Origin of the sequence: Bacillus pinisoli (genome assembly GCF_023036475.1) — a bacterium.
GTDB lineage: Bacteria > Bacillota > Bacilli > Bacillales > SA4 > Bacillus_BS > Bacillus_BS pinisoli.
The window spans coordinates 1-21,275 of sequence record NZ_JAJQKI010000009.1 but is presented as its reverse complement, the minus strand read 5'-3'; the positions used below and the strand labels follow the sequence as shown (position 1 = coordinate 21,275).

The 21,275-nt window shown below is 38.8% G+C and carries 25 protein-coding genes and 1 riboswitch; of the genes, 9 read left to right on the top strand and 16 right to left on the bottom strand.

Annotation, left to right across the window (positions count from 1 at the left end):
- Positions 1–104: 104 nt before the first annotated feature.
- Both LT143_RS13770 and gndA read left to right on the top strand, forming a co-directional pair.
- Positions 105–503: a thiol-disulfide oxidoreductase DCC family protein gene (locus LT143_RS13770; RefSeq protein ID WP_246943799.1), complete on the top strand. Its 399-nt coding sequence runs from the start codon at positions 105–107 to the stop codon at positions 501–503.
- A gap of 325 nt (positions 504–828) precedes the next feature.
- Entirely contained in the window at positions 829–2,238 is a 1,410-nt protein-coding gene (gene gndA, locus LT143_RS13765; RefSeq protein WP_246943798.1) for an NADP-dependent phosphogluconate dehydrogenase, read from the top strand.
- A gap of 209 nt (positions 2,239–2,447) precedes the next feature.
- Here the strand turns inward: gndA and zwf are convergent, their stop codons facing one another.
- On the bottom strand, positions 2,448–3,938 hold the full coding sequence (gene zwf / locus LT143_RS13760; RefSeq protein WP_246943797.1) for a glucose-6-phosphate dehydrogenase: 1,491 nt from the start codon (positions 3,936–3,938) through the stop codon (positions 2,448–2,450).
- 210 nt (positions 3,939–4,148) lie between these two features.
- On the opposite strand from zwf, the gene LT143_RS13755 reads away from it, so the two are divergent.
- On the top strand, positions 4,149–5,168 hold the full coding sequence (locus tag LT143_RS13755) for a YkvI family membrane protein (protein ID WP_246943796.1): 1,020 nt from the start codon (positions 4,149–4,151) through the stop codon (positions 5,166–5,168).
- Positions 5,169–5,203: 35 nt separating this feature from the next.
- On the opposite strand, the gene LT143_RS13750 is transcribed toward LT143_RS13755, so the two are convergent.
- Positions 5,204–5,680, bottom strand: coding sequence for an Hsp20/alpha crystallin family protein (locus LT143_RS13750; RefSeq protein WP_246943795.1), 477 nt, complete (start codon positions 5,678–5,680; stop codon positions 5,204–5,206).
- Between the two features lie 144 nt (positions 5,681–5,824).
- Between LT143_RS13750 and LT143_RS13745 the strand changes: the two genes are divergently transcribed.
- The gene (locus tag LT143_RS13745) at positions 5,825–5,998 is read left to right on the top strand and encodes a uracil-DNA glycosylase (RefSeq protein ID WP_246943794.1); all 174 of its coding nucleotides are present in this window, start codon (positions 5,825–5,827) and stop codon (positions 5,996–5,998) included.
- A 96-nt stretch (positions 5,999–6,094) separates the two neighbouring features.
- Here the strand turns inward: LT143_RS13745 and LT143_RS13740 are convergent, their stop codons facing one another.
- The 6 genes from LT143_RS13740 to LT143_RS13715 form a co-directional block, all read right to left on the bottom strand.
- Complete coding sequence (locus tag LT143_RS13740; RefSeq protein ID WP_246943793.1) at positions 6,095–6,802, bottom strand: DNA alkylation repair protein; 708 nt, start codon at positions 6,800–6,802, stop codon at positions 6,095–6,097.
- Between the two features lie 113 nt (positions 6,803–6,915).
- Positions 6,916–7,095, bottom strand: coding sequence for a hypothetical protein (locus tag LT143_RS13735; protein ID WP_246943792.1), 180 nt, complete (start codon positions 7,093–7,095; stop codon positions 6,916–6,918).
- A gap of 279 nt (positions 7,096–7,374) precedes the next feature.
- Positions 7,375–8,358 (bottom strand): GMP reductase, encoded by a 984-nt coding sequence (gene guaC, locus LT143_RS13730; RefSeq protein WP_246943791.1) that lies wholly within the window; start codon positions 8,356–8,358, stop codon positions 7,375–7,377.
- Between the two features lie 88 nt (positions 8,359–8,446).
- Positions 8,447–8,546, bottom strand: a riboswitch (purine riboswitch).
- Positions 8,547–8,742: 196 nt separating this feature from the next.
- A complete protein-coding gene (gene pssA / locus LT143_RS13725; protein WP_246943790.1) occupies positions 8,743–9,426 on the bottom strand; it encodes a CDP-diacylglycerol--serine O-phosphatidyltransferase in 684 nt (227 codons plus the stop codon).
- 133 nt (positions 9,427–9,559) lie between these two features.
- Positions 9,560–10,390: an HAD family hydrolase gene (locus LT143_RS13720; RefSeq protein WP_246943789.1), complete on the bottom strand. Its 831-nt coding sequence runs from the start codon at positions 10,388–10,390 to the stop codon at positions 9,560–9,562.
- A 9-nt stretch (positions 10,391–10,399) separates the two neighbouring features.
- Complete coding sequence (locus LT143_RS13715) at positions 10,400–12,040, bottom strand: glycoside hydrolase family 13 protein (RefSeq protein ID WP_246943788.1); 1,641 nt, start codon at positions 12,038–12,040, stop codon at positions 10,400–10,402.
- Positions 12,041–12,131: 91 nt separating this feature from the next.
- Here LT143_RS13715 and LT143_RS13710 point away from each other — a divergent pair, with 91 nt between their 5' ends.
- Together LT143_RS13710 and LT143_RS13705 are read left to right on the top strand one after the other, a co-directional pair.
- The gene (locus tag LT143_RS13710; RefSeq protein WP_246943787.1) at positions 12,132–12,380 is read left to right on the top strand and encodes a YwdI family protein; all 249 of its coding nucleotides are present in this window, start codon (positions 12,132–12,134) and stop codon (positions 12,378–12,380) included.
- A gap of 152 nt (positions 12,381–12,532) precedes the next feature.
- Positions 12,533–12,847, top strand: coding sequence for a hypothetical protein (locus LT143_RS13705; RefSeq protein WP_246943786.1), 315 nt, complete (start codon positions 12,533–12,535; stop codon positions 12,845–12,847).
- A gap of 34 nt (positions 12,848–12,881) precedes the next feature.
- On the opposite strand, the gene LT143_RS13700 is transcribed toward LT143_RS13705, so the two are convergent.
- The 3 genes from LT143_RS13700 to pxpB are packed head-to-tail and all read right to left on the bottom strand — an operon-like array spanning position 12,882 to position 15,261.
- Entirely contained in the window at positions 12,882–13,811 is a 930-nt protein-coding gene (locus tag LT143_RS13700; protein WP_246943785.1) for a 5-oxoprolinase subunit C family protein, read from the bottom strand.
- Positions 13,808–14,575, bottom strand: coding sequence for a 5-oxoprolinase subunit PxpA (locus LT143_RS13695; protein WP_246943784.1), 768 nt, complete (start codon positions 14,573–14,575; stop codon positions 13,808–13,810). The genes LT143_RS13700 and LT143_RS13695 overlap by 4 nt, the downstream gene beginning before the upstream one ends.
- Complete coding sequence (gene pxpB, locus LT143_RS13690) at positions 14,572–15,261, bottom strand: 5-oxoprolinase subunit PxpB (RefSeq protein WP_246943783.1); 690 nt, start codon at positions 15,259–15,261, stop codon at positions 14,572–14,574. Before pxpB ends, LT143_RS13695 begins: the two co-directional genes overlap by 4 nt.
- Before the next feature lie 257 nt (positions 15,262–15,518).
- On the opposite strand from pxpB, the gene LT143_RS13685 reads away from it, so the two are divergent.
- Positions 15,519–15,890, top strand: a complete 372-nt coding sequence (locus tag LT143_RS13685) for a DUF423 domain-containing protein (protein ID WP_246943782.1) — start codon at positions 15,519–15,521, stop codon at positions 15,888–15,890.
- 85 nt (positions 15,891–15,975) lie between these two features.
- On the opposite strand, the gene gerQ is transcribed toward LT143_RS13685, so the two are convergent.
- From gerQ to hemQ, 3 genes are all read right to left on the bottom strand, one after another.
- A complete protein-coding gene (gene gerQ / locus LT143_RS13680; protein WP_246943781.1) occupies positions 15,976–16,455 on the bottom strand; it encodes a spore coat protein GerQ in 480 nt (159 codons plus the stop codon).
- A 27-nt stretch (positions 16,456–16,482) separates the two neighbouring features.
- Positions 16,483–16,908, bottom strand: a complete 426-nt coding sequence (locus tag LT143_RS13675; protein WP_246943780.1) for a cell wall hydrolase — start codon at positions 16,906–16,908, stop codon at positions 16,483–16,485.
- A gap of 178 nt (positions 16,909–17,086) precedes the next feature.
- Positions 17,087–17,830: a hydrogen peroxide-dependent heme synthase gene (hemQ, locus tag LT143_RS13670; protein WP_246943779.1), complete on the bottom strand. Its 744-nt coding sequence runs from the start codon at positions 17,828–17,830 to the stop codon at positions 17,087–17,089.
- Positions 17,831–18,039: 209 nt separating this feature from the next.
- Here hemQ and pta point away from each other — a divergent pair, with 209 nt between their 5' ends.
- On the top strand, positions 18,040–19,011 hold the full coding sequence (pta, locus tag LT143_RS13665; protein ID WP_246943778.1) for a phosphate acetyltransferase: 972 nt from the start codon (positions 18,040–18,042) through the stop codon (positions 19,009–19,011).
- 55 nt (positions 19,012–19,066) lie between these two features.
- Here the strand turns inward: pta and lipL are convergent, their stop codons facing one another.
- Both lipL and LT143_RS13655 read right to left on the bottom strand, forming a co-directional pair.
- Complete coding sequence (lipL, locus tag LT143_RS13660; RefSeq protein WP_246943777.1) at positions 19,067–19,906, bottom strand: octanoyl-[GcvH]:protein N-octanoyltransferase; 840 nt, start codon at positions 19,904–19,906, stop codon at positions 19,067–19,069.
- Positions 19,907–20,060: 154 nt separating this feature from the next.
- Positions 20,061–20,735 carry an RsfA family transcriptional regulator gene (locus LT143_RS13655; RefSeq protein WP_246943776.1) on the bottom strand — a complete coding sequence of 225 codons (675 nt, stop codon included), beginning with the start codon at positions 20,733–20,735 and terminating at the stop codon, positions 20,061–20,063.
- Positions 20,736–21,022: 287 nt separating this feature from the next.
- Here LT143_RS13655 and LT143_RS13650 point away from each other — a divergent pair, with 287 nt between their 5' ends.
- Positions 21,023–21,247 (top strand): YuzB family protein, encoded by a 225-nt coding sequence (locus LT143_RS13650; RefSeq protein WP_246943775.1) that lies wholly within the window; start codon positions 21,023–21,025, stop codon positions 21,245–21,247.
- Positions 21,248–21,275: the final 28 nt, after the last annotated feature.

The following is a 21,275-nucleotide window of genomic DNA, read 5'->3' as shown; positions in this document are numbered from 1 at the left end:
TAAACAACTGTAATATATAAAGAACGAATTTCTGGTTTAAAAATCTAATGCTAGACAATCAGTTTGTTTTTTGATTAGCTAAAGATGTAAAAGGGGGTAGAGGTATGGAAAAGTCGATTGTGTTCTTTGATGGAGAATGTAATCTTTGTAACGGAGCAGTTCAATTTCTTGTTAAACATGACGTTGAGAAAAAACTCATGTTTGCCTCCCTACAGTCAAAAACTGGACAACAGCTTTTACATAATCACCATTTGCATCCTGAAATGTTTGAGACGATGATTTTTCAAAAATCGAATAAAGTGTATTTCAGATCTAATGCAGCTTTAGCAATATGCCAGACGTTAGGTGGAAGATTTTCGATATTTAACGTATTTTATATCATTCCTAAACGATTGAGAGATTTTTTCTATAATATAATTGCTAAGAATAGATACAAGTGGTTTGGAAAAAGAGAGCAATGTATGGTGCCGACACCGGAGTTGCGCAAAAGATTTTTAGATTAGGCTTATTCTGTAAAGATTGTTGCATTCGTAAAGATTCCAAGCCGAATTTTACTCGGTAGTGCAGTGTACAGTGCTTAAAAAAGAGAGAGTTGCTCTTTTCTAACAATGATCACTCCGGTTTTACGTACAAAAAAGAGTAGGTTTTTAGAACTATTAGCTTCAAAAGCAACGAAGTTTTAGAAAAGAGCCTTAGATGTGCATGTGTATAATATTTTTATAGCAGTAATTTTTTATTTTTTACTATTTACGTATATAATAAGGAAGAAGATTTAATCATACATAGCCTATAAATGTTTCAGGCAAGGGAAAGGACGTTCGTGAAGTAATGGCAAAACAACAAATTGGTGTAATCGGACTAGCTGTTATGGGTAAAAATTTGGCCCTTAATATTGAAAGTAGAGGTTATTCGGTTTCTGTATATAATCGTTCTCGTGAGAAGACAGACCAAATGATGCAGGAGAACGAAGGGAAGCAACTGACACCTACTTATTCACTAGAAGAATTTGTAGAATCGCTAGAAGTACCTCGTAAAATATTAATCATGGTGCAAGCTGGTAAGGCGACAGATGCAACCATTGAAGGATTACTTCCTTTACTTTCAGAGGGAGATATCATCATCGATGGAGGAAATGCTTATTTCCCTGACACAATGCGCAGAAATAAAGAGCTTGCTGAAAAAGGCATCCGCTTTGTAGGAACTGGTGTATCAGGTGGGGAAGAAGGAGCGCTTCTTGGACCTTCGATTATGCCTGGTGGGCAAAGAGATGCGTATGAGTTAGTAGAATCTATTTTAAAGGATATTTCAGCAAAAGTAGACGGAGATCCTTGTTGTACATATATTGGTCCAGATGGAGCAGGGCATTATGTGAAAATGGTTCATAACGGTATTGAGTATGGAGACATGCAATTAATAAGTGAAGCATACTTTTTATTAAAGCATGTTGCTGGCGTTTCGGCTCAAGAGCTGCATGAAATTTTTGCTGAGTGGAATAAAGGTGAGTTAGATAGTTACCTAATTGAAATTACCGCTGATATCTTTACAAAGGTTGATGAAGAAACAGGGAAGCCAATGGTTGATGTGATCCTTGATAAAGCTGGGCAAAAAGGTACGGGTAAATGGACAAGCCAAAGTGCTCTTGATTTAGGTGTGCCACTACCGATCATTACGGAATCTGTATTTGCTCGTTTCATTTCAGCGTTGAAGGATGAGCGTGTGAAGGCGAGTAAAATCCTTAAGGGACCTGAGAAGAAAGAGTTTGCAGGTGATAAGAAAGAATTTATTGAGTCTGTTCGAAAAGCGCTATATGCAAGTAAAATTGTCTCTTATGCTCAAGGTTTCGCTCAAATGAGAGCTGCTTCTGAAGAGTATAACTGGAATTTAAATTACGGTGAAATTGCGATGATCTTCCGTGGTGGATGTATCATTCGTGCGCAATTCCTTCAAAAAATTAAGGAAGCGTATGACCAAGATCCGAAGCTTGCAAACTTATTACTAGATCCTTACTTCAAAGAGATCTTAGAAAATTACCAGTCGGCAATGCGTGAAATCGTTTCTGTCGCTGTGATGAATGGAATTCCGGTACCATGCTTATCCAGTGCAATTGCGTACTATGATAGCTATCGTACAGAAACATTACCGGCTAATCTGTTACAAGCGCAACGTGACTACTTCGGAGCTCACACGTACCAACGTGTTGATAAAGAAGGTACTTTCCATACAAATTGGATGGAGTAAATATAAGGTTAAAACCTCGTTTCCAGAGCGGAAGCGAGGTTTTTTGTTGAGGTATTTTTGCAAATTCCTGATATATGGCTTGGTTTTGCTGATATTGAAAGGGTTTTTCATGATAAAAGAAGAAAATTCCTGATATCCCCAAAAAAATTCATGATATCCAAGACGTTTTTCCTGATATCACACGAAAAAACCTACCCAAATGGGTAGGTTTAGTTATTGAATGACCACCAATGGAAGCCTTCTTTTTCTAACAGCATGTCCGCTTGATCTGGTCCCATTGTCCCTGCATCATAATTCGGGAAATAAGTCGCTTTCGTGGCTGCCCATGCTTGTGAGATAGGATCAATAAACTTCCAGGATAGCGCCACTTCATCCCAGTGGGTAAAGTTCGTTGCATCTCCGCGGAGGCAATCATAAATGAGACGCTCATAAGCTTCTGGTGTATTAATCCCTGCAGTACTCTTGTTGCTAAATTCCATTTTAATCGGTGTGGTTTCACCAGTTGGCCCTGATTTTTTAGCGTTTATATGTAACGTAATCCCTTCTTCGGGTTGGATATGAATCACTAAAAGGTTTGGCTGTTGTTCTTCACCAGCTGGGAAATACAAGTTCATCGGTAAATTCTTAAACTCAATGACAATCTTTGTAGATTTTGCGGCCATTCTTTTTCCGGTACGGATATAAAATGGAACGCCTGCCCAGCGGAAATTATCAATAAACAGTTTCCCTGCTACATATGTTTCTGTATTAGACTCAGGGTCTGTCTGTGATTCTTCGCGGTAGCCAGTGACTTCTTTTTCACCCAGTTTGCCTGCTTTGTATTGTCCTCTTACAAAATAATCATCTACTTTACTAACAGGGATATGTCGTAAGGAACGGAACACCTTTACCTTTTCGCTACGAATTTCCTCTGTGTTTAGGCGACTCGGTGGCTCCATTGCAAGTAATGCAACCATTTGGAGCATATGGTTTTGCACCATATCTCTAAGAGCGCCGGATTTCTCGTAATAGCCGGCACGGTCGCCTACCCCTAACGTTTCGCTTGAAGTGACTTGAATGTTTGAGATATAGCGATTATTCCAAAGTGGCTCAAATAGAGCATTGGCAAATCGGATGACTTCAATATTTTGAACCATTTCTTTACCTAGGTAATGGTCAATACGATAAATTTCATCTTCAGAAAAGGCACTTCTGATTTCTTCGTTTAGTTGTTCAGCAGAAGGGAGGTCGCGGCCGAATGGCTTCTCAATGACAAGGCGCTTCCATCCGGAAGTATTTGTTAAACCTTCAGACTTTAAGTTAGATGCAATCATGCCGAAAAACTCTGGGGCCATTGCTAAATAGAAAATGCGATTGCCTGCTGTCTTGTAATCGCGATCTAATGTCTCTAACAAATCTTTTAACTGAAGATAAGAATTGCTGCTCGCTACATCAAAAGGATGATAGTAGAAGTGGGTGCAGAACTGGTTGATCTTGTCATCGTTTTCAGGTGGCATACCAGCTTCTAATAATGCCTCTTTAACGTCCTGACGAAATTCTTCATTTGATTTGGCTCTTCTTGCCACGCCAACTACTCCAAATTGTTCAGATAATTTTCCACCTATGTATAAACGATATAAAGACGGGAATAGCTTACGGTTCGCTAAATCTCCGGTCGCACCAAAAATAACAATAAGTGATTTAGGATTCTCTATATTCACTATGTAAGACCTCACTTTTTAAAAGAATGCATCTATGACTACAAATTTTCACTAGTATTAGTATATGCGATTCATAGTGTACAAAACAAATGACAATAGCTAATTTTATTTGAATACAACTATGCCTTATCCATCATACCAAAAAAGCTCGTCTTTTCACCAACTTTTAAACATATAGTGTAACAAATAACTTTTTGAGAAGGTGAAAATGTGAGAGATGTAAAAGCTATATTACAGGTTGCAGCAACATATATCGGAACCATCGTCGGCGCAGGATTTGCGACAGGTAAAGAGGTTGTACAGTTTTTCTCGCAATATGGCATGATTGGAATCATTGGTATTTTAATAAGTGGATATTTGTTTATATGGATTGGTATGAAATCAATGCTCATTGCCAAGCGAATCGATGCAAATTCTTATCAAGAAGTGAATGAGTATTTATTCGGTGAAAAAACTGGGAGAATCATTAACAGTATATTATTATTCATGTTATTTGGTGTTACATCCGTCATGTTGTCGGGAACAGGAGCCGTCTTTCGTGAACAGCTGGGTCTATCAGCTCAGCTAGGCATCTTACTGACTTTAATCCTATGCTATTTTGCTGTTATTCGAGGGATGAGAGGGCTTTTGTTTGTGAACTCTATTATTGTCCCGTTAATGCTATTGTTTAGTATCATTGTCATTACAGCTTTTCCGGATTCGACGATCCATTATGGTGATAGCTCTAATATTGGCAAAATACTATTAAGTTCACTTGCCTATGCTTCTTATAACCTAGTATTAGGTCAAGCCGTTCTTGTACCGTTAGGAAGAGATAGTGCAAATGAACGGATTATTAAGTGGGGAGGATTTTTAGGAGGACTCGGCTTAACGTTTATCCTAATCACCAGCCATTTTGCCTTAATTACCATACCAAACGTAACCGCATACAGCATTCCGATGGCAGAAGTCATCAAAGTAATTGGAACGGTCATTCATCTGTTATTTATCCTTGTAATTTATGGAGAAATCTATACAACCCTGATTGGAAACGTTTATGGAATTGCAAGAAAGCTTTCAGCAAGTGAGACGCCTAAGAATGCGATCATTATCTCGGTTCTACTCGTCTGTTATTTTATTAGTTTAATCGGATTTGATTCTCTAGTGAAATATCTGTATCCGTTATTTGGCTATATGGGATGTGTGGTCCTATTAGCGTTCATGTTTAAAAAGGTACCGGCACCAAGATAAGAAGAAGGTTCGCAATGGTTAATTGCGAACCTTTTTTACTCGTCAATTTGAATCCGACTTTTTCTTTTTTGTCCTTTAGGTGCTCTAATTTTTAGGATGCCGTTTTGATAGGTAGCTTTCACTTGTTTTTCGGAGATTGGGTATGGGAGCTGGACGTTACGTTCGGAGCGTTGGTAGTTGCGTTCTCTTCGATAATAACCTTGAACCGCGTTTTTCTCTTCTACTTCTTCTTCGTGTTCTACTGAGATTCGTAATGTACTACCTACAATGTCTAAGAAAATTTGTTCTTTTTTGACACCTGGAATTTCGGCTGTAATCACGAGTTCATCCTTCGTTTCATAAAGATCGACGGGGAAAGTGGAAACAAACGAACGGTGAAAAAAGTCATCAATAGAATCCATCACCCCTCTTAGTGGCCTGGCACTAAAGAAGTCATCCATTGATTTCATGACATGTTTAAAGGGCTCCTGAGCAGAGCTTGAAAGTTTATGTTTATTGTGTTCTTGCGTCATTGTCGTATTCAATCCTTTCTAATAAACTTTTCTAATAAATGGAATCACTTATACGTTACGAATTTGTTATATAATTATTGTATTGTCACGATGTCGAAACGGACTATAGGCATTCGTGGAATTTTTTAAAAAGGATTGGGGATTATGTCACAACGTATTAACTGCTTTCAGTGCAAATATTTCTACACGACCTGGGATCAAAACTTTCCAAGAGGCTGTAAAGCGTTTAATTTTAAAACGTCTCAGATGCCTTCTGTTGCTGTTCAGCGTTCATCAGGTAGTCCTTGTATGAAATTTGAAAAGAAGCCAGCAAAATAGATGGGGAGACTGACGACCTAAAACAATCCCCTCCTTATTGGAGGGGATCTAACTGGTACCATTGTTGTAAGCACAGAATTTACATTAACTCATCATTTAACATCTTACATATTTGCGTTTAAACCCTATTCTATCTCTTTCAACCTCTTTTTGAATGCTTTCATATGCGTTTAGAAAGCTGCTTTTTTTATTGTCTCGTTTCAGCTCTACTATTCCTACTTCTTTTGCTGTTTCTACTGCTTTTTCATGAAGTGGCTTAAAGGAAGTCCCCACGGTGTATAAAAAATTATTCATAGAGTACTTTGTCCGCTCTGGAGAATCATGTATGGTAGTTTTCACTTGATCAAGAAACTGGGACATCTTGCTTTCGGAAAATTCATGGTCTTTTCTGTTTCCTAATAGCCAGCAATAACAACTCCAGCCCGCCGACATTCTTAACTCTTCACCGCTTGCGATCCATTGGTCGGCAACGTCTTGTGCGATATCTGATTCTGCCAACGTAACGGCCACTACATAATCTGACAGCATATAAAAATACGCATCATCCATCCAACGGTTATAATCCGATTCAGTCATCGCTTTTGGATCTGCGATAATGCCAGCAAAATACATAGCGTCGTAGTTTCCGGTAGCATATAGCTCTTCAGCTAAAGGTTGGTTTATTTTTATCTTTCTTGCAATGGGCTTCATCGCACCTGTTGCCACTCCAAAAAGAGGCTCATGAGCACCATTGGATATATATACTTTTTTCGTCCTTTCTTTACCGAGTGCTTCAAGTTCTTGCATGACCGTAGCGAAATCCATATTGTCACACTTCCTTTCCTTACAATCTGAGTTTTAATTGCTCAGTCTTCTATACTTTCAATCTTGCCAATAACTTGGTTGAGTATGCTGTGTACTCGTTTTCTCTAGATCAACTATTTAAGTAGATAAAAATTCTCCAGTAACTCTTTTTCATTGATTGAAATTCTAATTAACAAGTCTTCCGTTCGTAACACAAATTCCTTCACACCTATAAATTCAGATTCAGCAATTAAATAAAATGGTGTTCCTTTATTGAAGCCTCTAAACTTATTTTTCAACTTATATCTTTTCATCATAATATCCTCTTAAAACTTGGCTCTTTTTTAAGGCTCTTTTCTAAAACTTTGTTGCTTTTCAAATTAATTCTAAAAGAGCAACTGGCTCTATATAAAGCACTGTACTACCGAGTGAAAATCCGGTCTTAGGGATTTCTACGAAAGCAACAATCTATACGAAAAGAGCCTTTTTAATTAGTTTAGTACAGTTTAGGGCCATCAACAATAGGATGAGGAATGCATTCATTTAAAAAACCTACTCAATCAGTAGATTAAGTAGGTCTTATCATTTAATGATTAATATACTTTATCACCATTGAATATAGAGTTCTTTACAACTACATAATCAACGTGGCGAATAGCGTCTAGTGTCGTTCCACCGGCATAGGAGATAGATGACTGTAGGTCTTGTTCCATTTCCGTTAATGTATCTTGTAATGCACCCTTATATTCTACGTGCATCTTTTTGCCTTCTACATTCTTCTTCTCACCTTTTTGGAATTCAGAAGCAGAACCAAAATATTCTTTAAATAGCTTTCCGTCTTTCTCAACTGTTTCCCCTGGCGATTCTTCATGTCCGGCGAAAAGAGAACCAATCATCACCATTGTTGCACCGAAACGAACAGATTTCGCAATGTCACCGTGTGTACGAATTCCGCCATCTGCAATAATTGGTTTGCTTGCGGCTTTGGCACACCAACGAAGTGCTGCTAACTGCCAGCCGCCAGTGCCAAATCCTGTTTTAATTTTGGTGATACAGACTTTACCGGGACCAATTCCAACTTTCGTTGCGTCAGCACCTGCATTCTCAAGCTCTCTTACAGCTTCAGGTGTCCCGACGTTACCAGCGATGACAAAGCTCTTTGGTAAGTGCTTTTTAATGTGTTGAATCATTCTGATTACCGCATTAGAGTGACCATGCGCGATGTCAATTGTAATGTATTCAGGGGTAAGCTCTGCCTTCGCAAGATCTTCCACAAATTGATATTCTTCATCCTTTACCCCAACACTGATAGAAGCGTATAAGCCTTTTGCCTGCATTTCCTTTACAAAACCAAGACGTTTTTCCGGCTCAAAGCGATGCATAATGTAAAAGTAATTATGTTCAGCCAGATAAAGAGCGATTTTTTCATCAATGATTGTTTGCATATTGGCTGGTACGACAGGAAGTTTGAATTGACGTCCTCCTAGTGTCACAGTTGTATCGCATTCAGAACGGCTGTTTACCACACATTTTGCGGGAATTAACTGAATATCCTCGTAATCAAATACATTATCCATAATCTACACTCCTTAGAAAATAGTTGATAGGTAAAGTGATGGCACTAATATTTTAATGTAACCAAAAAAATCCTAACTATAAATGGGTAGACGGATCCTACCCATTCGTAGTTAGGAATTAACGGATCCTAGTAGAAACTCTTAGACCATAACTCTAAGAATATACGAATGAAATGAAATCTTTTTATAAAGCCAATTCTGATTATAAACGAACTTTTTATTGTTGTAAATAAAAAATGTTCGTGTTTTGTTGTTGTGTAGGATTAGTTTTTGATGTTTTTATAATAAAAAATAACTTTTTTATTTAAAACAGCAGTACTAACAATTATAGCTAAATAAAAAAACTCAAAGCATAAATGCCTTGAGTCAACTGTTTTGTAACCTCTATTTTTTCTTCACTTTTATAAATAGATAAGCTAAATAGGCCACATAAACAGGAGCTGCTATGTATATGAGGTAAGGAAATTTCTCATAAGTACCTCTATAGATTAAATACACAATACAGCCTAGAAACAACGTCACAATGGTACCGTATTTAGGTAGTGGTACTTCTTTTAAACTTGGTATCCGGATGCGACTGACCATTAAAAAGCAAAGCGCTGTAAAGACAACGGTCGTCACGAGCTGTGGCAACATTCCACCAAATAGAGTTAGTAGAGCGAGTATCCCACCTGCAGCGGTAATCGGGACTCCGACGAAATAGTGCAGAGAAGATTTACTCGGTGTGATATTAAACCTGGCTAATCGATAGGCGCCAAACAACGGAAATAAACCGGCAATGGCTAACCCTAAAAGTTCAAACTTAAAAAAGTAGGTGTAGTAGATCAGAAAAGAGGGGGCGACCCCGAATGTTACAATGTCAGCTAAAGAGTCAAGTTCCTTGCCTAGTGTACTATCGGCATTAAGCATTCTTGCTAGGCGTCCGTCCATACTGTCTAACATCATTCCAATTAAAATAAGGATGGCTGCATTTTTAAACTCGCCGCTAGCTGCAAAGCCGATTGAGAGAAAACCGCAAAATAAGTTTCCAAGTGTCACCATATTAGGGATTGCTTTTGTATATCGCATTTATATTCACATCCGTACTCGTTTGTTATTTGTATACTATATCTTTTTGGCGTTCTATGATGAAAAAGCAAGAGAGTTGCTCGGCCGAAATGGAAAGCAGTGGATTTCAAAATAGAAAACCCACTGCTAAAAATTATGCCCACGCATTTGATAAAGTAGGTAGAACTAATAATTGTTCCTTGTCCTCGCTTTGATGAGATGGATGAATGTATATGGCCTTCATACCAAGCTTTAATGCTGGTGCCACTTCATTAATAAAGTTATCACCAATTGATACTACTTCATGTGGTTGAACTTCATATTGTGTGAGCAGCTTTTTAAAATGGGCTTCGGTATTTGTTGGCTTCATCGAAGAAGGTAAAATGTGCTCGAAAATGAGGTCGAGTTCAAGCTCCTTCAATAGCCGGCCTACGTCATCAATATCACTATTCGTGCATAGAACAAGCTTCTTGGATTCCTTCAGTTCTACTAGTGCATCCTTTAAGCCAGGTGTCTTTGTTAACTGAAAGTCCTCTGTTACCATGTATTCTTTTGTTTTGTTGTAGCTTGTATACGTATCCTTTACACCATAATGCTTGGCAGCGACAAAGGGTAGCCACCAGCCATCTCCAATGGCAATCATATTTTCAAAATTAAATTGAAGTGGTTCTGGGTAAAGTGTGTGTACTTCTTCTTGAGAAATTGCTTCACCAACCCAGTTATGTACCTCTGTGATCTCTAATGTCATTGGATCAAGTGTTAGCACATAATCTCTTTCAACGTCATAGGCTTTACCAATCTTCACAATATGATGACCAGCCTTCATCGCCTCGTAATCACGTTGAAAGTGGACCTGATCCTCTTCTGTTAGCTGAGCTTTTAATAAGTCTCCGTAATAGTCAAAGTGATCAGTATCCTCATAAATAGTTCCGTCTAAATCAAAGATGACTAGCTTTGCTTCTTCTAGAAAAGATTTCATACTCATACGCTTACTTTACTCCTTTAACTGCAACTCCAAAATCATTGCCTCATGCGGCTTGAGCTCTATTTTATGATCATCTATCATCATCGTATCATAATTGTGGAGAATCGGTTTCATTTTTTTATCAGATAAGTCATTTGGTATTTCAAATTGACCATTTTCATCCGAATGATTTAATACGATAAGCCAAGTTTCATTTTCAAGTTCGCGGGTGTAGGCATATATGGTTTCATGACCTTTTGAAAAATCAGTGAAGTTTCCGTATACCATGACTGGGTGTTCTTTTCGAAGTTGTATCAGCTTTTGATAATAATAAAACACCGAATGTGGATCCTTTAGTGCGGCTTCCACATTAATCTCTTTATAATTTGGATTTAGCTTTATCCATGGAGTTCCTGTAGTAAAACCAGCGTGTCCAGAATCATTCCACTGCATGGGCGTTCTAGAATTATCACGGCTTAATGGTAACAGACTTTCAAATACCTTCTCAGGATCTCCACCATTTTCTACTAATTCCTTATACTTATTTTTCATTGCGATATCGTTATAATCTTCAATGGAGGAAAAACGGACACCTGTCATCCCAATTTCCTCACCTTGAAAAATATAAGGCATTCCTGGCATGGTATGGACCATCGTCCCTAACAACTTAGCAGATTCAATTCGATATTCCTTGTCATTTCCGTAACGGGTGACCTGTCTTGTGTGATCATGGTTATTTAAAAACTGTGAATTCCAGCCTTTCCCAAAGAGACCGTCATACCAGGTTTGTTGAATTTCTTTATACCTAAGCATGTCCCAAGATGGCATATCGTCCGCAACTTGAAAATGAAAGAGGGTATGTAATTCTTTTCGGTCTTCTCCTACATACAGCAGTCCATCCTCTGGTGTAACAAACGGAATTTCACCTACTGTGAAAATGTCATAATGACGTAGTACCTTTTCGTGCATTTCTTGCAAGTATTCGTGAATACCAGGGTTGTTTCCTAAATAATTGATATGCTCTGGCTTGGCTGCATTCGGATAATCTTCTATTTTGGCTAAAAGGTTAATAACATCCATTCGGAAACCGTCAATACCTTTATCAAGCCAATAACGCATCATACGATAAATCTCTTCACGAACTTCTTCGTTTTTCCAGTTTAGGTCCGGTTGTTCGACTGCAAAGGAGTGGAAGTAGTACTGATTCGTTTTTTTATCTAGCTCCCACGTTGAAGGAGTAAAATAAGAGCGCCAATTATTAGGCTCTTTCCCATCTACAGGATCCTTCCAAATGTACCAGTCTCGTTTCGGATTGTCTTTAGATGAACGCGATTCTTGGAACCATGGATGTTGGTCAGATGTATGATTCACGACTAAATCCATGATTAGTTTCATCCCACGGTCATGTACTTCTTTTAATAATTCTTCCCAAATGTCTATATTACCGGCCTTTTCCATCACACCATAGTAATCAGATATATCATATCCATTATCTCTATCAGGTGATTCATAACATGGGTTTAACCAGATAACATCCACGCCAAGTCTTTTTATGTAATCAAGCTTTTCAATGACTCCTTTTAAGTCACCATAACCATCACCATTTGTGTCATAGAAACTACGCCAATATACTTGGTAAACAACTGCTTCTTTCCACCATGTCTGGTTCATATTTGCCTCCATGTTCATTGATAATTAAAGTATGATAAGATACGATTAAGTAATTCTTAAAGGTAATTGTAAATAAAGGTTGTGAATAATGATGAATATACCAGTAAAACAAATTTTAGCCAAGATGGGACAAGAGTTAGGGGCGGCTGAACATGCTGATGAAGCGCGGTTACGTGAGCATCTTCTCGTGATCAGGTCGTTATGTGAAGTAGTGTTGCAAGAGCAACCGGTACAGACTGAAAAGATCTTGTCTACTCCTACTCATTCTTTACTAACTCAGCCTAAAAAAAACATAGAAACAGACGATGAAGGAAACGGCGATTCCCTCTTTGATTTTTAAATTGCTATTGCTTGGGCTTCTGATAAACTAAGAAGTAACAAATTTTAGAAAAGATCAAAAGATAATCTTACCTCTCGTAAAAGTTACCATCTATATTTCAATTTACTAAAGAGAAAAATGATGGTACGGAGTATAAGTGGGAGGTGATGTTAATGTTGTTATTTAACTCTACAGGTGCAAACGGTACTCCTTATAACACAGTGATATTTAGTAATGGGGTAGATACCCCTGATATGAAAATGAACCACGATCGTTATGATGTCTACGTAAATGGAGAATTCGTTGGGCATAAAGTGTTGCTTACACAATCGGAGGACATTACAGACGTCAATGACTTCCTAAAAGTCCAAGGCTTCAAAGAATTCGAGGGAAGACTAGATGGAGATCATTATGATCTTCGTGTGGAAGATGGCCAAAGCTCTCAAGAAATGAGAGAAGCTTTACAAATATATTTACAAAGCAGATAATGCCAAGTCAAATCCCCCTATTAATGTAGGGGGATTAAATATAGGAATAGATTTTATGTTGCTTATATCTAGCCATATATAGCTCTTGAGCCTCTTCAATCGTGATAGATTTGAATTGGACTGACCCTTTTCTCATCGGAAGCTGCACCAATTTAGATAAATCAGTGGAAATGACCGTTCCGATTCTAGGGTATCCACCTGTTGTTTGGCGGTCAGCTAGAAGAACAATTGGATGACCATCTGGAGGAATTTGAATGCCTCCGAGTGGGATTGGATTAGAAGAAAGGGTTGCATCATCCTTTGTTTGAATAGGTGTAACTCCTTTTAAACGATACCCCATTCGATCTCCTTTCCAAAAGGTAAATACTTGGTTTTCAAATCCTTTTAGAGAATCTTCGTGTATGTTATCTAAATGTGGTCCTGGAATATAGCGAACATGGATCTGTTCATGATAAAAAGGAACGAGTTCAGTTGTTAACCCTCTGTTCATAGGAAGCTGTTTGGGATTTCCGTAGATCGTATCTCCGCTTATTATATCTGTTCCAAGACCAGCTTTAGAATAAGTGGATTGACTTCCCATCACACTTTCACTCTCATATCCTCCACTTACGGCTAGATACGCATAATTCCCATTCACTTGTTTTCCAAACGTTAGTTTGTCACCTGTTGTTGCCTTATAGGTTCTCCAACCTTGAATGGGTTGATCGTTTAAGGAAGGAGACAGATTAGCTCCACAAATGGAGAATGTTACATCAGCAAGAAAGGTGAGAGAAGGACCTACTAGACAAATTTCCATGCAGGCCCATGAAGCGGGGTTACCGACTAATTGATTTGCCCACGTCATTGCCTCCATATCCATTGCCCCAGAAGCGACAACCCCAAAACGTTGATACCCATATCGACCAGTATCTTGAAAGCTAGTGGCTAACCCTTTGTTGTTTACTTGAAAAAGAGCTTTACTCATATACTAACCTCTAGAGATCTGACTATGACATTATGTGTGGCTAGTTCCTCTCGAAGAGCACGAGCAAGGTCGACGGATCCTTGATGATCACCATGAATGCAAAGTGTATCCACCTCAAGTGGAATGGAATTTCCAGTAATCGTTGTCACTTTTTGCTTCAACACGATAGATAAAGCTTGTTGAATACACTCATCAATAGAGTGAAGTGTAGACCCCTCCAATTGTCTTGGTGTTAAAGAGCCATCATCCTGATAAGTCCGGTCGATAAAAGCTTCAATCGCATACGGGATATTTTCTTCTACACAGGCTTGGATTAGTTCACTATTCGCTAGCCCATACACAATAAGAGTGGGGTCAAACTGTTTCACTGCGCTGACAATTGCTTTCGCTACATAGGGTTCTTTGGCTGCAATATTATAGAGGGCACCATGAGGTTTTACATGGACTAATGGTACTTCATGTTTGGTACAGAAGGCTTTTAAAGCACCAAGTTGATACAGCATAATATCTATAATTTCATCAGCACTTAAGTGGAATGGACGTCGGCCAAAGCCGTGTAAATCGTAAAAACCTGGATGGGCCCCGACACTAACCCCTTTTTGTTTGGCGAATGCCACTGTTTTGTTCATAATGTGAGGATCTCCTGCATGAAATCCGCACGCAATATTGGCAGAAGAGATGTAGCTTAATAACTCCTCATCCTGTCCAATCGTATAAAGGCCAAATCCTTCACCTAAATCACAATTTATATCAATTTGCTTCATGATTGTCCTCCTCTTGATAATTGTTCAAATTCCTTCTTAGTAATGGGGAAGAACGTAACTTGATCACCCGGCTGAAAGACGAATGGATTGTCTTTTGAACGGTCAAATAATGTGAGGGGAGTCTGTCCGATAATATTCCACCCACCTGGAGACGGCAAAGAGTAAATACCGGTGTAGCTTCCCCCAATTCCAACGGCGCCCTTAGGAACGTGAGTCCTCGGTGTAGCTTTACGCGGTGTCCAAATCCTTTCCGGAAGCCCAGTCATATATGGAAAGCCGGGCAAGAACCCCATAATCGCTACGGTGTAGACGCTTTTACGATGAATCGTAATTACTTCTTCTATAGATAGATGATGCTGTTTAGCAATGTCCTCTAAATCAAACCCAAATTCAGGATCATAGCAAATAGGCACTTCTACATGGGTAGTCTCACGAGTAATGTGTAGCTCTTGTTCCTGTAGTGATGATCTAAGTTGTGAAAGTAGGTCTTGATAGGTAAGTTGAATGGGGTCGTAGTATACGGCAATAGAAGTAAATGCGGGAACGATATCTCTTATGCCAGCTACTTTTCTATTTAGTAAGTGCTGAGTAAACGTATGTATGTAGGTAAGAAGCTCTTCCTGTTCTTCTGAAAATTGGATGAGTATCGCATCATCACTAATTGGCTGGATGGTGTAGGTATACAATGACACTCTTCCTTTCTTTGTTTGTTTATAACCATTGAAACGGCTTTCTTGCTAATTTTTCGTTTTTCTTGCAAGTCCAGCATGTATTCTTGCAGGTTTCTCATTTTTTCTTGCGACTTCTCAGAGTTTACTTGCCGGTTTAAATCTTTTTCTTGCAAGTACCTCTTACAGCCTTATTATAACATGGCTATTCATTGGTTTTTTTACAAAAAATCAATTATGATGGTAGAAGAATCTTAGGGAATTAGGTGAAGAAGATGAAATTGTTCATTTTATTAGGAAGTATTAATGCATTTATTGCTGTAGCGCTGGGTGCATTTGGAGCTCACGGACTTGAAGGAAAGATTTCAGAACGTATGGTAGAGGTATGGAAAACAGGTGTTTTGTATCACATCTTCCATGCACTTGGCTTACTTTTCATCGCCTTTTTAGTGGATAAGTTTCCAAATGCAACGTCCTTTACATGGGCTGGTTGGATCATGTTTATCGGTATCTTATTTTTCTCAGGAAGTTTATATGCGCTTAGTACAACAGGAATAAAATTCTTTGGTCCCATCACACCTCTTGGGGGATTAGCCTTTTTAATAGCGTGGGTGTTAGTAGCGGTTGGGGCTTTACGATATCTGTAGAAACCAAAAAGCGGGAGTGCTCATAAGGCACTTCCGCTTATTTTTATACAGTAGATCCAACCGGATCAATAGCAAATCGTTAAGATCATCTAGGAGGATAAGCCGTTAAAGGTGTCCCAGGCGTGTAACCAGGATATTCGTAAGCAAGCTCCTCATCAAATGTTACATAATCTAAGTAAACCATTAATAATAAGTATCGCATTCCTGTTTGCGGGTCACTTAAGATAATATGGTCACGTCCGGCAGCTTCTACGATGCCAGTAAATTTCTTTTGTACTTTATCTTCAAACGTCATATACACTCTTGCTAGTTTCCCTTTATTTAAACGGAGAATGTTTTCGATATAGGATTCTTCTAATGGTAACATACCAGGTACATATTGAGCGGGATTAGGAGCACCCGTACTTGGAGTACCAGGTTGAAAAATAGGTCCACCTAATTGTGCGTAAGGGTTGAAAGGTGTGCTTGGTGTACTTGGTGTACTGTAAACAGGTTGATTACTGTAACCAGGTACTTGGTTACCATAATAAGCATAAGGATTTGCCTGTGAATACTTTTGAGCCATGAAAAAACCTCCCTATTCTTAGTTGTGTTAGCTATAGACAGCAGGACAATCAGCAGACGTGGGTTTATAGAAACAGTGAGACTTATGTCTTCCTGAATTCCATTGATTGTACCATTGACCTGGACAGCTACCTGATGGTTTAAAAAACCACAGAGCAAATTCGGCAGGGTGGTATCTCTGTCCTGCAAGAACCTTACGAGCTAGTTCAATATCTTTATCTCTAGCACGCTGATAAAAATAGCCCTTTTGTGTGGCCTCAAAACCTCCAGGGCTTTGATACACCATTTTGCGGATATCGGTTATTTTTTTGAAATCAAGGCAAGCTGATCTGGCACGATTTACACCGGTATTCCCAACCATCAACATCCCCAATTGACCATCGCCTTCAGCTTCGGCACGCATTAACCTGGCTAAAAGCTTTACATCCTCTTCGGTATGAGCAATAACAGCCATTTTCTCACTCCTCATCATGCACTTAAAGCTTTATTAGCTTATGGGCGGGAAATGAAAATGGTGCAGTATCACTTATATAAAGACTTCTTAAATCCGCTACTTGATACTATGTAGTGTGAAAAAGGAATATGACAAAAAACTCCTTACTTAAAAGTAAGGAGTTTAGCTAGACGAATTATTATATAGAAAGAAACTCTGGAAGCTTTTCAGAAGGTAGGATATTTCCTACGAAGAAGGATCCGAATTCACCGAATCTCGCGCTCACTTCATCGAATCTCATTTCATAAACTAGCTTTTTGAACTGAAGGACATCATCCGCGAATAGTGTTACGCCCCATTCAAAGTCGTCTAATCCAACAGATCCCGTAATAATTTGTTTTACTTTACCAGCGTATTGTCTACCGATCATTCCATGGCTTCTCATCATATTACGACGGTCTTCCATAGGTAGCATATACCAGTTATCTTCACCTTGACGGCGCTTGTCCATTGGATAGAAACAGATATGCTTGGCTTGTGGAAGAATCGGGTAAAGTCGTTTTAATATTTCCGGGTTTTGATACGGGTCTTCACCAGCAGGTAAATAGTTGCTAAGCTCGACTACAGAAACATATGAATATGTAGGGATTGTAAAATCAGCGAGCATGGTTTTATTAAATTCTAATTCCATTTGGTTTAGTTCTTCTAATGTTGGACGTAACAGCATGAGAATAAAGTCTGCCTTTTGACCGACAACTGTATAAAGCGCTTGACTACCCGCATTATCCTTTTCTGCCACTCCCCATTTTTCTAATAACCCTTGGAATTCAGAGATTGCCGCATTTCTTTCTTCGTCCGATAAGCTTTTCCAAGCTGTCCAGTTCATGGAACGAAGATCATGTAAAGAATACCAGCCATCTAATGTTTTTGCTGCTTCACTCATTCCTAACACTCCTTTTATATGTAAACAATTTATAACAAGCTATGTACGATTTTACTATATCATAGTCTGACCAACAACATTGGTCGTTAACCCTTCTCGAATATATAGAGAATTTGTGACATTCGAGGTTACAAATATGTGAGAAGGGAAATATAGGTAGTAGAAGTGGTAGACTATGAAAGATTGTTATTTGTTTAGGAGGATATTTTGTGAGTTTATTTTCAAGTATTAAAGAGTCTTTAAAAAGTAAGAACACGAAGATTGTTTTTCCTGAGGGGACCGATTCGCGTATATTAGCAGCGGCTGGACGTCTAGCAAGCGAAGGGTTGGTTACACCTATTTTACTAGGTGATGAAGAACAGATTAAGGAATTAGCTAAGAGTCAAGGAGTAGTTCTAGAAGGCGCACATATCATCAATCCTGCTACATATAGTGAAATGAATGCGATGGTTCAGGCATTTGTGGAAAGAAGAAAAGGAAAGTCAACGGAAGAACAAGCACGTGAAATCTTATTAGATGAAAATTACTTTGGTACGATGCTTGTACATATGGAATTAGCAGGTGGGTTAGTAAGTGGGGCAGCACACTCAACGGCAGATACAGTGAGACCCGCACTCCAGCTCATTAAAACAAAGCCGGGAGTAAAGAAAACTTCTGGAGTTTTTATTATGGTAAGAGAAGAGGAGAAGTATGTTTTTGCTGATTGTGCAATCAATATTTCACCAAGCAGCCAGGATTTAGCAGAGATTGCCGTTGAAAGTGCGAAGACAGCAGAACTTTTCGGTCTTGAGCCGAGAGTGGCGATGCTTAGTTTCTCAACAAAGGGATCTGCGGTTTCTCCTGAGACAGAAAAGGTCGTGGAAGCGACTTCCTTAGCGAAGCAACTCGATCCTAACTTGCTTGTTGATGGTGAGTTCCAGTTTGATGCAGCATTCGTGCCATCGGTTGCCGCTAAAAAAGCGCCAGATTCACCGATTAAAGGAGACGCAAATGTGTTCATTTTCCCGAGTCTTGAAGCAGGTAATATCGGATATAAAATTGCCCAGCGTCTTGGAAAGTTTGAAGCAATCGGACCTATTCTGCAAGGGTTAAATAAGCCGGTCAATGATCTATCGCGTGGTTGTAATGAGGAAGATGTGTATAAGCTTGCTTTAATTACGGCAGCCCAGTCGGTATCGTAAAGTTAGAAAGCAATAAAGTTTTAAAAAAGAGCCAAATAAAAAGCACTTGGAATCTTTACATTCCGAGTGCTTTTTCATTACGGTCTACCATTCGTTTCATATTTTCTTCATATACGAACAGCTCGCTCTCCGTTAGTTGTGAGGTTTCTAGCTGTCCACCTAGTTTTTTTAAGGTAGTCAGGACAGAGAACATGATGGTTGGAATGGTCAAGTTCACATGAAGTAATTCTGACAAAGAGGCCATTGTTGACGGGACAATGGTTGGGAAAGAAATTTTAGTTTGTACTTCTCCTTTACCTCTTTCATAAAATTGTTTAATTATTTCTGCCCGATCAGAGCCGCTCCCACTTACACATAAGTAGATTTGAACAGCAATTCCTCCACGTAGTCTTCGCTGTGATATGCCGGCAAACTTTTTGCCATTAATACTCAAGTCATAACTGCCAGGGCAGTAGGAACCTACAATCTCTCGCGCTTCGAATGTAACATCGTACTCTGCAAGCAGGTATGAAATTAAGTCAACCATCGCGTCATATCCACGGTTAATGTCAATTCCTTTTTCAGTGTCAGGAAAAATGAGAGATAAATTTAATACATCCTGATCTAATACCACCGCAAGTCCACCTGAGTTTCGAACGATGACGTGATAGCCTTTTGAGTGTAAAAAAGAAACTGCTTCTTGAAGATGTGGCAATTTTGTATCTTGTATACCGAGAACGATCGTTTGATGATGAACCCATGATCGCAAAGTAGCTGGAGAGGAATTTTTACCAACAGACGCGCAAAGAGTATCATCAATGGCAAAGGATTGTTTTGCTTCAAACAAAGAGCCAAGTGTGGATTGATCAATAACTCTCCATTTCGGTTGAGTAAGCAATGAATCTAGTTGTAACATATTGATATCTCCCTTACGTACATTTCCGATTCTCTATTATAGCACGGGTGAATGAGAATGATAAAAAACAATAAAAAAGCAGCCGTTTTGGCTGCTTTGGAGTTACTGCTCATTTACGAGGGTAACTAGTTGTAACAGACGTTATAACGCTCCATTACTCTGCAATTTTCTCAAGGTTACCGTTTCGGTCCATTTTAAACTTTGTAGATGGACGCTCTTCTTCCTCAAAAACAACAAGCTTTCTTGCACGGTTCATTATTTGCATTAAAGTTTGATAGTCTTCTTCAATGGTTTTTGAATCTTGTTCTAATTTCTGAACTTGATGTGCAAGCTCTTCATTCTTCCGAGCTAGTTGTTCATTCTCAAAACGGAGCGCTTCGTTTTCATGCTGAAGTCTAGAAGCTTGATATTGATTACCACCTAAACCTGACAAAAATTGAATGACATGTTCTAGAGAAAGCGCGTCATTTTGTGGTGTAGCTTGCATTGGTAAACTAGTAGCTTTTGGTTCCGTTATTACGATATTAGTAGGCTCTACTAAAGCTGGCTCTGGTGGTGTATATAGTAATTGCTTCTTCGCGGGTTTACCTTGACCCATTGAGCGCAGTCGCTGCTTACGTTGTTTTTTTGCTAATGCTAGTGCTTTTTCATATTGTTCGCGAACAACAGCATTCCAACGGAATCCACAAGCAGAGGCAGTCCGGTTTAAAATGTCACCAACCTCTTCAAACGCATTTAACTGAGTGCTGCCTTCGCGTACATGACGGAGTACAGTTTCAGCCAATAATAAATCATTTTCTTCAGACCAAGCGTCTTGTCTAACCTTCATCTTTAACACTTCCTATCTATGTATTTTTTACTAGTGTTTGTATATGGCCTTGTTGTGCTAGGTGATAAATCTATGACTTGTCACAACAATGCGGGATAAATAATTAAGTTTTTCTGTTTTTTAGCCTCTCCCTTAGTTGAAGTATGGACAGGTTTTGTGAAGTTTATACAAATAAAATAAAAGGATAGTAGATTCATACTTTACCTGTGGTTTTTCGTGACTTGCAAAGTGAAAATGAAGAAGGTACAATACCGTATAGTGATTGAAAGTAGAAAGGATTGCTTCATATGGCAAACGAATTTCGTATTTGTGACGATTGTCAAGCGACAAATATTAAGACATTAGTTCCTCGTTTAAAAAAGGTAGATCCGGATGCTACCATTGATATAGGATGTCAATCATATTGTGGGCCAGGTAGAAAGAAATCCTTTGCCTTCGTTAATAACCGACCGGTCTCTGCACCGAATGAGGACGAGTTAATAGACAAGGTAAAGAGTAAAATAAAGAAATAATGATGAGAGAAACTTCTGTATGTAGATA

Bases quoted from the DNA above. Each gene is read 5' to 3' on its own strand.
- LT143_RS13715 (WP_246943788.1), bottom strand. From the start codon at position 12,040: ATGAACCAGACATGGTGGAAAGAAGCAGTTGTTTACCAAGTATATTGG.
- LT143_RS13710 (WP_246943787.1), top strand. From the start codon at position 12,132: ATGAATATACCAGTAAAACAAATTTTAGCCAAGATGGGACAAGAGTTA.
- LT143_RS13770 (WP_246943799.1), top strand. From the start codon at position 105: ATGGAAAAGTCGATTGTGTTCTTTGATGGAGAATGTAATCTTTGTAAC.
- hemQ (WP_246943779.1), bottom strand. From the start codon at position 17,830: ATGAGTGAAGCAGCAAAAACATTAGATGGCTGGTATTCTTTACATGAT.
- gerQ (WP_246943781.1), bottom strand. From the start codon at position 16,455: ATGGCTCAAAAGTATTCACAGGCAAATCCTTATGCTTATTATGGTAAC.
- LT143_RS13745 (WP_246943794.1), top strand. From the start codon at position 5,825: ATGTCACAACGTATTAACTGCTTTCAGTGCAAATATTTCTACACGACC.
- LT143_RS13675 (WP_246943780.1), bottom strand. From the start codon at position 16,908: ATGGCTGTTATTGCTCATACCGAAGAGGATGTAAAGCTTTTAGCCAGG.
- LT143_RS13740 (WP_246943793.1), bottom strand. From the start codon at position 6,802: ATGGATTTCGCTACGGTCATGCAAGAACTTGAAGCACTCGGTAAAGAA.
- LT143_RS13720 (WP_246943789.1), bottom strand. From the start codon at position 10,390: ATGAGTATGAAATCTTTTCTAGAAGAAGCAAAGCTAGTCATCTTTGAT.
- LT143_RS13705 (WP_246943786.1), top strand. From the start codon at position 12,533: ATGTTGTTATTTAACTCTACAGGTGCAAACGGTACTCCTTATAACACA.
- gndA (WP_246943798.1), top strand. From the start codon at position 829: ATGGCAAAACAACAAATTGGTGTAATCGGACTAGCTGTTATGGGTAAA.
- lipL (WP_246943777.1), bottom strand. From the start codon at position 19,906: ATGTTACAACTAGATTCATTGCTTACTCAACCGAAATGGAGAGTTATT.
- LT143_RS13735 (WP_246943792.1), bottom strand. From the start codon at position 7,095: ATGAAAAGATATAAGTTGAAAAATAAGTTTAGAGGCTTCAATAAAGGA.
- LT143_RS13700 (WP_246943785.1), bottom strand. From the start codon at position 13,811: ATGAGTAAAGCTCTTTTTCAAGTAAACAACAAAGGGTTAGCCACTAGC.
- guaC (WP_246943791.1), bottom strand. From the start codon at position 8,358: ATGGATAATGTATTTGATTACGAGGATATTCAGTTAATTCCCGCAAAA.
- LT143_RS13685 (WP_246943782.1), top strand. From the start codon at position 15,519: ATGAAATTGTTCATTTTATTAGGAAGTATTAATGCATTTATTGCTGTA.
- LT143_RS13695 (WP_246943784.1), bottom strand. From the start codon at position 14,575: ATGAAGCAAATTGATATAAATTGTGATTTAGGTGAAGGATTTGGCCTT.
- pssA (WP_246943790.1), bottom strand. From the start codon at position 9,426: ATGCGATATACAAAAGCAATCCCTAATATGGTGACACTTGGAAACTTA.
- LT143_RS13655 (WP_246943776.1), bottom strand. From the start codon at position 20,735: ATGAAGGTTAGACAAGACGCTTGGTCTGAAGAAAATGATTTATTATTG.
- LT143_RS13750 (WP_246943795.1), bottom strand. From the start codon at position 5,680: ATGACGCAAGAACACAATAAACATAAACTTTCAAGCTCTGCTCAGGAG.
- LT143_RS13650 (WP_246943775.1), top strand. From the start codon at position 21,023: ATGGCAAACGAATTTCGTATTTGTGACGATTGTCAAGCGACAAATATT.